General features: G+C 43.8%; 11 protein-coding genes. All 11 read left to right on the forward strand.

Going from position 1 to position 11727, the window contains the following annotated elements:
* On the forward strand, positions 1–658 hold a 658-nt coding region (locus tag QZ735_RS10565), incomplete at its 5' end, for a cytochrome c3 family protein (RefSeq protein ID WP_294247968.1).
* 22 nt (positions 659–680) lie between these two features.
* The gene (locus QZ735_RS10570) at positions 681–3743 is read left to right on the forward strand and encodes a TAT-variant-translocated molybdopterin oxidoreductase (protein ID WP_294247969.1); all 3063 of its coding nucleotides are present in this window, start codon (positions 681–683) and stop codon (positions 3741–3743) included.
* Between the two features lie 25 nt (positions 3744–3768).
* Complete coding sequence (gene nrfD, locus QZ735_RS10575; protein WP_294247971.1) at positions 3769–5166, forward strand: NrfD/PsrC family molybdoenzyme membrane anchor subunit; 1398 nt, start codon at positions 3769–3771, stop codon at positions 5164–5166.
* Positions 5153–5674: a DUF3341 domain-containing protein gene (locus QZ735_RS10580; RefSeq protein WP_294247974.1), complete on the forward strand. Its 522-nt coding sequence runs from the start codon at positions 5153–5155 to the stop codon at positions 5672–5674. The genes nrfD and QZ735_RS10580 overlap by 14 nt, the downstream gene beginning before the upstream one ends.
* A complete protein-coding gene (locus tag QZ735_RS10585) occupies positions 5667–6386 on the forward strand; it encodes a cytochrome c (protein WP_294247976.1) in 720 nt (239 codons plus the stop codon). Before QZ735_RS10580 ends, QZ735_RS10585 begins: the two co-directional genes overlap by 8 nt.
* Before the next feature lie 8 nt (positions 6387–6394).
* The gene (locus QZ735_RS10590) at positions 6395–7726 is read left to right on the forward strand and encodes a quinol:cytochrome C oxidoreductase (protein ID WP_294247978.1); all 1332 of its coding nucleotides are present in this window, start codon (positions 6395–6397) and stop codon (positions 7724–7726) included.
* A 129-nt stretch (positions 7727–7855) separates the two neighbouring features.
* Positions 7856–8869: a hypothetical protein gene (locus tag QZ735_RS10595; RefSeq protein WP_294247979.1), complete on the forward strand. Its 1014-nt coding sequence runs from the start codon at positions 7856–7858 to the stop codon at positions 8867–8869.
* A gap of 3 nt (positions 8870–8872) precedes the next feature.
* Positions 8873–9160, forward strand: coding sequence for a hypothetical protein (locus QZ735_RS10600; RefSeq protein ID WP_294247981.1), 288 nt, complete (start codon positions 8873–8875; stop codon positions 9158–9160).
* Between the two features lie 3 nt (positions 9161–9163).
* Positions 9164–9742, forward strand: coding sequence for a GLPGLI family protein (locus tag QZ735_RS10605; protein ID WP_294247988.1), 579 nt, complete (start codon positions 9164–9166; stop codon positions 9740–9742).
* A 74-nt stretch (positions 9743–9816) separates the two neighbouring features.
* Complete coding sequence (locus tag QZ735_RS10610) at positions 9817–11022, forward strand: hypothetical protein (RefSeq protein ID WP_294247983.1); 1206 nt, start codon at positions 9817–9819, stop codon at positions 11020–11022.
* Between the two features lie 3 nt (positions 11023–11025).
* Positions 11026–11562: an adenine phosphoribosyltransferase gene (locus tag QZ735_RS10615; protein WP_294247986.1), complete on the forward strand. Its 537-nt coding sequence runs from the start codon at positions 11026–11028 to the stop codon at positions 11560–11562.
* The last annotated feature ends 165 nt before the right edge of the window (positions 11563–11727 follow it).

Raw genomic sequence — 11727 nt, forward strand, 5'->3', positions numbered from 1 at the left:
CAAAGGGTATAAACCTGAACAGCCGATTTACTTCTCGCATAAGATTCACGCCGGAGAACAAAAAATCGACTGTCAGCTATGTCACTCCAGTGCCAAATACGGTAAAGTATCTGAAATTCCTTCTATGAACGTTTGTATGAACTGTCACAGAACAATTTCCGAATACAATGCAGAGCATTATATGGAGCCAGGAAAAGACAAGGCATTCTATGACGGAGAAATCCAGAAGATCTACGCTGCTACAGGATGGGATTCCCAGAAACAGCAGTATACAGGAAAAACACAACCGGTGGAATGGACCAGAATCCACAACATGCCGGATTTCGTTTACTTTAACCACGCCCAGCACGTAGTAGCCGGTGAACAGGCCATCATCAATTCTTTCAACAAAAAGAATCCTAATAACAAAATCGATGTAGTATGTAAAGCTTGTCACGGTAAAATAGACACTATGAATGTTGTTCAGATGGCCAATGACTTTACCATGGGATGGTGTATTGAGTGCCACAGAACGACTGAAGTTGATATGAACAACGGTTATAATAAAGAGTACTTCAAGAATCTACACGAAAAACTGAAAAAACAATACCCTAAAGACGGTGGTAAGATTACTGTAGATGCAATTGGAGGTATTGAATGTGGTAAATGTCATTATTAATAACTAAAAATTAGAAGTATAAATGGCTTCAAACAAAATACAATTTAGAAGTATTCATGAACTTAAAGATCCGGCTTTAAACAATAAGCTGGCTCAGAAAGAGTTCCAGGAAGAAATTCCGGTAGAAGATTTCCTTGGAGATGCTGAAAAGAACGGATCCGGTACTTCAAGAAGAGATTTCTTAAAATTATTAGGATTCTCAACAGCAGCGGTAACCCTTGCTGCCTGTGAAGCTCCGGTAATTAAAACGATCCCTTATGTGGTAAAGCCGCATGATATCATTCCGGGAATCCCGAATTATTACGCTTCAACATATTTCGACGGTTTTGATTTCGCAAGTGTCCTGGTAAAGACCCGTGAAGGAAGGCCTATCAAAATTGAACCTAACCCTTCAGCCGGAGATCTTGGTAAAACAAGTGCAAGGGCTCAGGCCAGCGTGCTTTCCCTTTACGATAACGATAAAGTAAAGCAGCCGAAATTTGAAGGAAAAGACGAAACTTTCGATAAAGTAGACAGTTTCGTGATCAAAGGACTGGAAGAAGCAAGCGCAGCCAACAAAAGAATCGTGCTGTTGTCACACTCTTTCGCTTCCCCTACTTTCAAAAAACTGTTTTCAGAATTCAAGGCAAAATATCCTACCGCTGAACTGGTAACTTATGATGCCTTCCCTTATGCCGGAGCACTGGATGCAGCCCAGGAAGTTTTCGGAACCAGAGCATTGCCGGTATATGACCTGAGAGGGACTGAGCTGGTGGTAGGTTTCCATGCTGACTTCCTCGGAGATTACAACGGCGGAAGCCTTGAGTCTTCTTATGCAGCAGCGAGAAAACCGGGACCGAACATGCTGAGACATATCCAGGTAGAATCCAATATGTCCTTAACAGGAGCGAATGCAGACTCAAGATACAGGCTCAAGCCAAGCCAGGTTAACAAGACCCTGGTGGAAGTATACAACGCTATTACAGGAGGAGGAACTTCAGATAAAAACGCTTCTGAAATCGCTAAGGAACTTCAGGCAAAAGGCAGCAAAGCCGTTGTTTTCGCAGACGGTTCAAAAGGCGCTCAGGTACTGGCTCACTTAATCAACCAGAAACTGGGATCAGTAGCTTTCACCGGAAAAGCAAACCTGCTGAAGGAATTCGACAAAGCAAGATTCGAAGAATTCTTAGGATGGGTGAATGCAGGTCAGGTTGGCGTATTGATTGCCAATAACGTAGACCCGATCTACTCTTACCACAAAGGAGAAGAGTTCAAGAAATCCCTGGCTAAAGTCCCTTATGTAATTGCTGTAGCCGACAAGAAAAATGAAATGTACAAAGCAGCGAAAGCTGTAATCCCTGTAGCCAACTGGCTGGAATCATGGGGGGATCTTGAACCTCAGACCGGGGTATATTCATTGATGCAGCCTACCATCCAGAAGATCTACAAATCAAGACAGATTGAAGAATCTTTACTGGTTTGGAAAAACGGTAAGAATAATGCGGCCAACAACTATTACGATTATTTAAAAGCAAATGCTGCTTCCGTACTGGGAGCAACCTCATTCAATAAAGCTTTATACAACGGTATCAATGCTTCCTCAAATGCAACGACGCTGTCTTATGCAGGAGGAAATGCGGCCCAGGCTGTTGCTGAAGTAAGCGGGTTCAAACCTTCCGACCTGGAACTGGTATTGTACACCACAACAGCAATCGGAGACGGTACCCAGGCCAACAATCCTTGGCTTCAGGAATTACCTGATCCGTTGACGAGAATGTCATGGGACAACTACCTGACCATGTCTCCGAAAGATGCCGAAAGATTAGGCATCGACAATGATCTTAATGCAAGGATGCAGCTGGACGGTTCCATCGTAAACCTTACGGTAAACGGAGTAACCATCAAAGACGTTCCTGTATTCGTACAGCCGGGACAGGCTGAAGGATCAGTAGGGCTTGCACTGGGATACGGTAAGAAAAATTCCGGAGCTACGGCTGATACGGGAGTAAATGCTTATCCTTTGTTCGACGGTTCCAACCTTGCCGTTTCCAATGTTAAAATTGAGAAAACCGGGGAAGACCACGAATTTGCGGGAATCCAGCTTCAGAATACCCTGATGGGACGTTATGAAATCGCCAGGGAAGTACCATTGGCAGAATTCATCAATGTACCTTTCGATGATGAGCACAACGGATGGAACAAACCTTTGGAATACCATACCATCAGCGGAGCGCTTCCTGCCAGAAAAATTGACCTTTGGGATGCGTTCGATGACACGGACGGGCCTCACTTCAATATGTCCATCGACCTGAACTCATGTACCGGTTGCGGATCATGTATCATTGCCTGTCAGGCGGAGAACAACGTTCCGGTAGTAGGGAAAGAAGAGATCAGAATGTCAAGGGATATGTACTGGTTAAGAATTGACCGTTATTACTCTTCAAGACAGAAGGTAGAAGTATACGAGGGACTGAAAGAAGGAATGGCGGTTCCTGAATTATACGGTACGGCCTTCAACAAGGAAGGAGGTGCACTGAACCATCCTGCCGATAACCCGGATGTGATCTTCCAGCCGGTAATGTGCCAGCACTGTAACCATGCTCCTTGTGAAACGGTATGTCCGGTAGCGGCTACTTCACACGGACAGCAGGGCCAGAACCACATGGCTTACAACAGATGTATCGGTACCAGATACTGTGCCAACAACTGTCCTTATAAAGTAAGACGTTTCAACTGGTTCACCTATAACCTGAATGACAAGTTCGATTTCAATATGAACAACGACCTTGGTAGAATGGTACTGAACCCGGATGTTGTAGTAAGAACAAGAGGGGTAATGGAGAAATGTTCACTGTGTATCCAGATGACCCAGACTACCATCCTTGAAGCGAAAAAAGAAAACAGAGTAGTAAAAGACGGAGAATTCCAGACCGCTTGTTCAAAAGCGTGTACTACAGGGTCTATCCAGTTCGGGGACATGAATGACAAAGCATCTGAAGTCAGAAAGTTATATGCTGACAACAGAAGATATTATTTACTTGAAGAGATCGGAACCAAGCCAAACGTGTTCTATCATACTAAAGTAAGAAACAGAGTAGAAAAATAAAGTTTAAATAATAAATAGGTAAAAAATGTCAGGACATTACGAAGCTCCGATAAGGGAACCTCTAATTATTGGTCACAAGACTTATCACGATATCACGGAAGATATTGCACGACCTATCGAAGAAAGAGCAGGGAAATTATGGTGGATTTCATTATATGCAGCCCTGGTTCTATTCATCTATGGATTCGGGTGTATTGCCTACACGATCGGGACAGGTATTGGAGCATGGGGGCTTAACAGAACTATTAACTGGGGTTGGGATATTACCAACTTCGTATGGTGGGTAGGTGTCGGTCACGCCGGAACACTTATCTCCGCAGTATTATTATTATTTAGACAACGATGGAGAATGTCTGTAAACAGATCTGCAGAGGCGATGACGATCTTTGCGGTGGTACAGGCAGCGATCTTCCCGGTGATCCACATGGGTAGGGTCTGGGTAGGATACTGGGTATTCCCTTTACCGAACCAGTTCGGTTCCCTTTGGGGGAACTTCAACTCTCCCCTTCTTTGGGACGTATTTGCCATCTCTACGTATTTCTCTGTATCAACGGTATTCTGGTTCATGGGACTTATCCCTGACTTTGCGATGATCAGAGACAGAGCAAAAACACCTTGGACAAAGAAAATCTATACCTTCCTTGCCTTCGGATGGGGTGGTAAAGCAAAACACTGGCAACGATTCGAAGAGCTTTCTTTGGTTCTTGCAGGGTTGGCGACACCACTTGTATTCTCGGTACACACCACGGTATCTTTTGACTTTGCCACGTCGGTAATTAAAGGATGGCACTCTACCATTTACCCTCCTTACTTCGTTGCCGGTGCGATCTTCTCAGGATTTGCCATGGTACAGACCCTATTGCTGATTGCAAGAAAAGTATGCCACCTGGAAGACTACATTACCATGTACCATATCGAGATTATGAACATTGTAATCATCCTGACCGGAGGTATGGTAACCGTAGCGTATGCTACCGAATATTTCATCGGATGGTATTCAGGATCAAGATTTGAAGATTTCACCTATCTTTCTCCGGGAGCTGCCGTTGGACCTTACTGGTGGGCTTTCTGGGCGTTGATTACGTGTAACCTGATCATCCCTGCCCTGTTCTGGTTCAAGAGAATAAGAACCAATATTATCGCAACATTTATCATTGCCTTGATTATCAACATCGGTATGTGGTTTGAGCGTTTTGACATCATCGTTATCAACCTTTCAAGAGACTACCTGCCAGGATCATGGACGATGTTTAAGCCAACGATCATTGATGTGGGTGTATATTTGGGAACCATCGGATTCTTCTCCGTATTGTTCTTATTATACGCAAGAACATTCCCTGTAATTGCGCAGGCTGAATTAAAATCGATTCTGAAAATCTCAGGTGAAACTTATAAAGCAAAAGAAGGAGATGAGCACCACTAAAATTGTATACGGACTTTATGCTGACGACGACGATTTAATGAACGGCGTTAAGGCATTCAACGATAAAGGAATCGCAATCAACGAGGTTTACACTCCGTTTCCGGTTCACGGGCTAGATAAAGCATTGGGGTTGAAGAAAACAAGAATTTCTGATGCCGCATTCCTGTACGCTCTTTACGGGGTGACGATCGGTGCTACCCTTACCTGGTATACCATGAATCATGACTGGCCTCAGAACATCGGTGGTAAGCCGGCTTTCGACTGGGGACATAACATGCCTGCTTTCGTAGTGCCTATGTTTGAGCTTATGGTATTCTGTGCAGCCCACATGATGTCACTTACTTTCCTTGTAAGGAATAAAATGTTCCCGGGAGCCCCGGCACAGAATCCTGATCCAAGAACAACAGATGACAAATTCATGATGGAGTTTGTAACGGAAAATGTAGAAGCTGTGAAGCAGTTACTGATCGAAACAGGAGTAGAAGAAATAACCGTTAAAGATGCTTAAAATGAAGAGAAATATTTTAAAAATTACAGCGGTTTTAGGTGTAACCACAGTTTTACTTAACTCCTGCGGACCAAAAGAGAATACGCCGTTGGTATATTTCCCGGACATGTATTTTCCGGTAGCGTACGACCCTTTGATGAAAGCTCAGGATGCCTATTCGGATCACGAAAATGAAATCCCTGCTTTCGTTAAAAATAACGGAGCCACAGGTCTTTCTCCTGTAGAAGGATCGGTAGCCCAGAACAAAGACGGTGTTTTTGAGGAAGGCCTTCTTCCTAAAAATGTGGATGAATACAATGCGGGATATGATGCTTCCAAAAGCATGACCAGCTCCCCGCTGAACCCGGCCAATGCAGCGAAGGATATTGAAAGAGGAAAAATCCTGTTTGATCATACCTGTGCCGCATGCCACGGAACGGGAGGTGACGGTCAGGGGCCAATCGTACAGAGCGGCGCTTTCTCCGGAGTACCGAACTACGCAGACAGGGAAATTACAGTCGGATCCGTTCATTATGTAATCACCAACGGTAGAAATGCGATGGGGTCTTATGCAGGACAGCTGAATGCGGGAGACCGATGGAGAGTGGCCATGTATGTGATGAACGCCTTCAAAAAAGGAGCTGCGGCACCTGCAGCTGCCACAGCCACTGCTACGGCTGCCCCGGCAACGGCTGCTGCAAAACCAGAAACGACTACCGAAACTAAAAAATAAGAAAAGAAATGTATAGTTTTTCACCAAAATTAAAATCAACTTCTATAATCCTTCTTGTTGTAGGTTTAGTTCTGTTTGGTATCGGTTTCTTTTTAAACAGAGGAATTTCTACAGAGAAAATAGAACATATGATGGAAGCGGTTCATGCTTCGGGTCATACTGCTCCTACACATTCCAGTGAAATGGTAGGTCCTCAGGATCACGCAGCTCACCTTGAGCATGCTGAGCTTCAGGTACATAACCAGCCGTTAGCGGCAATACATTTTGTAGCTGTATTTTTCTTCGGCGTTAGCTGCTGCGTATTGTTCTTTTATTCTATTCAGCACGCTGCCCATGCAGGATGGCCAATCATCATTACAAGAGTAATGGAAGCTATTGCTTCTTACATCCCTTACGGTGGAGCAATCCTGATCATCCTGATGATCCTTAACATTACCCACCAGGGGCACCTGTTCCACTGGATGGATCCGGATCTTACCGATCCTACATCGGCGCATTTCGATGTGATCTTATTTGAAAAGAGAATTTTCTTAAATATTCCTTTCTATGCGGTAAGAACCCTGATCTATGTACTGGGAGCTTCTTTCTTCTCATGGAAACTGAAGGCACAATCTAAAAAAGTGGATGATACCAACTCAAGAACCGAGTATCAGATGCTGTACAGATGGGCCGTAGGATATATTGCTTTCTTCGGATTTGCTTCTGCAGCATGGGCATGGGACTGGTTGATGTCTATCGACCCTCACTGGTACTCTACCATGTACATCTGGTATTCAATGGTAAGCTGTCTTTCAAGCGGTATCGCAGTAATCATCCTGTTAAGTGTTTATCTTAAGAAAAACGGATTCCTTCCTCAGTTCAACGATAATCACCTGCACGATCTAGGAGTATTCCTTTTCGCAACAAGTATGCTTTGGACATATACCTGGTTTGCCCAGTTCATGCTGTACTGGTATGCGAATATCCCGGAAGAGGTTAACTACTTCTTCGGAAGGTTCCAGCACTACTCTCCTACTTTCCTACCGATGCTGATCATCAACTTCCTGTTGCCGTTACTGGTACTGGTAAGCAGCAGCATCAAGAGAAATTACAAAGTGGTTACTACCATGGCAGTAGTCGTGATCTTCGGTCACATTGTAGATTATTTCAATATGGTAATGCCGGGAACCGTAGGGCCATACTGGAAAACTCCGGAAGTGTTTATCCTTATCCTGGGAGCCATCCTGTTCGTCGTTGGATTATTCATGTTTACCGTGCTTTCAGCATTGTCCAAACTGAAACTGATTCCAACAGGAAACCCTTACCTTCACGAATCTGAAATTTATGAGTATCCTTTCTAGGAAGCCATAATAAAATAACAAAAAAAGACTGATTGCAATGATCAGTCTTTTTTTTTGTACATAGTCAGGCAACGTTTTCCTGGTAAACGAGTCTTATGGATATAACCATATAGCATAACCCAAACCACTATGAAAAAGATCTCACTTTTATTTTTACTGTTTACCATCTGCATCCTGAATGCACAGACCATTACCTTCATATCCGAAAAAACAGGGAAGCCACTTCCTAAGGTTTCGGTTTTCGGAAAAGACGGCAGCATTATAGCCTTTTCTGATATTGCCGGTACCATTGAGAAACAATCCCTGAAACCGGATCAGGAGAAGTTCCAGCTGGTGTATGATAATCTTCCGGTGGCCACTTTGTCATATGCCGATTTTGATAAGGGAATCATTAAAATCAATGACCGTGTACAAGATATAGAGGCCGTTGTCATTAAAAATGATAAACCTGCAAAGTACGTTTTTGTAAAAGGAAACTTCAATACGTATGTAACACTTAATAATAAGCTGAATTCCTATGCGGACGGAATTGTCACTTATATTTTCGATAACAAGACAAAAAAGCTGAAAGATACCCGTATCGAGCAATACCGAATTTTCCGGCTGGAAAATGCAGAAATGGATGCGAAAAAACTGTCTTCCTGGGATTACGGCATGTTCCTGAAAGCTCCGAAAATAAAAGATGTCGGCAATGTAGACGAATATAAAAAAATGAAAAATAGGATATTCAGAGAAGTAAAAGGGAGCGGCAAAGATGAAATTGAACTAACCGGAGAATCTTTTCAGGAAAAAGAAATGGCCCTGTTCGGATACCGTTTCTATGATTCAAGAAGGATTCTCAATATTGCTTATGCCTCAGGTTCAGAGAAGAAATTGCGGGATCTCGTGGAATACAATGAAATCTCCTTTCTGAAAATGAAGCATAAAAGCGAACCTGATTATAATGCCATCGGCACTTATACCAACTTTTATCCTGTGGAAATGGATTTTGGTAATGATACCGATCCCGGTAAAATAAAGCTTGACTTCAACAATAGCTATTATACTTCTGAATATTGGAAAGATCCTGCTTTCCCGAACATGCAGTCTGTTTTCAGCTCATTCTTCAAAGATGACTTAAAGGAAAAACCAAACAAAAAATAAAGGATGCAAAAAATAGTTCAGATCTCACTTATTGCAGCCACTATTCTGATCAACGGGCAAAATACCGTAAACCGGTTCTTCTATGAATTAACCTACAGGCCGAATAAGGATTCTTTACAACTTGAAAAGGAAATGATGGTACTGGATGTGGATAAAACCCAATCTGTATTTCAGTCCTGTAATAACATCCGGATGGATTCCCTGACAGGCGTTGCCGTAGAAAAATCTTTACAGACAGGACAACTGCAGGATATGGACCGGTTTGACAATACAGAGACTGAGTTTACCTAACAGATTTCCAAAAATTACCCGGTACACGAGATCAGCTACAAGGACCGCATTGGGCTGGATTATTACTCCTACCGTGAAAAACCAGGTCTGAACTGGAAAATTTCAGATGAAAAACAGCAGATCGGCAGCTACAATTGCCAGAAAGCCACGACCCAGTTTGGCGACAGGCAGTGGATTGCCTGGTTTACTTCAGATATTCCTTTCCAGGATGGGCCTTATAAATTTTATGGTCTTGCGGGACTTATCATAAAGATTGAAGATGATGCCGGAAATTACGCCTGGGTCCTGAAAGGAAACAGGAAGACGGAACGTATCGCAGAATCATCGTATAGGGAAGGCTTTATGAGCCGGACAGGAATATCCGTATCCAAGGAAATCTCAAAAGAAAAATTTACAGAGAAATATAATGAATACAAAAAGAACCCTTTTGCCGGCATGAGGCAGATGATGAACCAGATCCCTGCAGGTGCACAGCCGTCAGACAGATTGTCGGTTTCGAAAGAGATGCGCGAGGCCGAAAAAGAAATGAAAGAAAAGCTTGACCGGTTTAACAACAGTATTGAACTTTCAGTTACAAAATGAAGAAAGAGAAAAAAGATAATAAAAAACACTTACACATACAGGTTTTTATTAAATTTGTGGCAAAGTGATTAAAAATGAAAAAATTTTCGTTTCTGCTAATTTTCAGCCTGTTGCTGTTTACAGCCTGCAAGAAAGATCATGTAGACGCTACCAATACCAAAACCCTGCAGTCGAGCATCAACGATATGACCGCGAGTCTGCCAACGATCAAACAGATCAAATTCAATGAAGCCCTGTATATCCTGAAGACTTTCGGAGTGGAAGCAGACGGGGACGTAGCGGAGCTTAAAGCCCTCGGCCAGCTGATCGACGGCAAAAAAGTTCCTGAGATTATGACCATGGCCGACCAGGTAGCCCAGAAAAACGGAATCGAATGGGCCAGTACCGCCCCGCCGTCATTGGGTGAAATGAATATCTTCGGGGATGACAAAGCCAAAGAAAGCGATCCGAACGACGTAAAAGCCAATTCCCTGAGCATTACGGCAAATCCTAGCGGAGACGATGGTACCGGGCTGCCCACTTCCCTTCAGATCGTTCCAAGGCTTCTCGACAATGCCGGAAAACCTGTAGCATTCACAGGAGCCGGTCTTGAAGCAACCCTTGAAGTGTTCAGCAACGGGGAAAAACTGGCGACTGCCAAAAACCTGATGCAGGATAATAACTTTAAAGGATTTAACCTGAAATTCTCATCACTGCCTGCAGCAAAGGTTGTAGATAATAAAATTGACATCACCGTATCGGTAAAAACAACGGGCAAGACATTCAAAATGACTAAAATCGGACTGGATGTAAACCCGTCATTGCTGAAGGTGCCGGCACCGGTAGTCGTGGATTCCACGGCAGTGAACCAGGAACCGGCAGTAATGGATCCTAACAATCCGGGAGCCACCGTGCCACCGGTTTCCACAGATCCTAATGCTGCTGCTCCGGCAACCGTGCCTGCCGCTCCGAAACAACCTGCCGCAGATCCGAAAACCGTAGTTTCGGGATTCCTGAACAACGTTAGCGGACAGAATCTGAAAGCAGCCTACAATGCTTCCAGCAACCCAAGCTGGGGAAGCTACGAATCCTTTGCCAACCCCACTTCCGGCTTCGGATCAGTAAAGAATGTCAGCGTAAAGAACATTACATCCAATCTGGCCAATGCCAATGCTGCCAGTGTGAATGCAACATATGATGTTACCGATAAAAACGGAAAAACAACAGCGCTCAAGGTAACTTTCGGGCTGAAAAATGTAAACGGAGACTGGAAAATCTCAAGCTATAAAATCAATCCTTAAATAATGGCAACACAAGAACTTATCAGGAAGCTGGAAGAAAAGATTGAGAATGTAGCGGATTTCCCGATCCCCGGAATTCAGTTCAAGGACATTTCCCCTATTTTCCTTAACCCGAAACTCTATGAGGAAGTGATTAATGATCTGGTAGCTTTCAGCAGAGGTAAGGTGGATGCGGTCTGCGGAATCGAAAGCCGCGGTTACCTTTTCGGGATTGCCATTGCCGTAGCTCTGGAAGTGCCCTTTATCCTGATCAGAAAAGCCGGCAAGCTTCCGCCTCCGGTCATTGCAGAAGAATATGACCTCGAATACGGAAGTGCGGTGATCGAAACCCGCGAAGGCCAGATCAGACCCGGGCAGCGTATCCTGATCCATGATGACCTGCTGGCTACCGGTGGCACTACCGAAGCGGCAGCCAAGCTGGTGGAAAAACAGGGTGCCACCGTAGCCCAGTTCAGCTTCCTTATCGGATTAAAAGAACTCAAAGGCGAAGAGCGGCTGAAAAGATTCAACGCAGAACTCTACCATATCCTGGAATATTAAACAAGCATACACATGCCGTACGGAACCGTTCCTGCGGCATTTTTTATTAATGACCGTTAACAAAACAGGTGGTTACGCTCAGATTTATTCCATATTTATCAATAATACGCACAAAGTATTTTGTAAATCATTCAGAAACAATTAAATTTGCATTTCAATTTTTAA

It is taken from the genome of uncultured Chryseobacterium sp. (genome assembly GCF_913776365.1).
Lineage (GTDB): Bacteria > Bacteroidota > Bacteroidia > Flavobacteriales > Weeksellaceae > Chryseobacterium.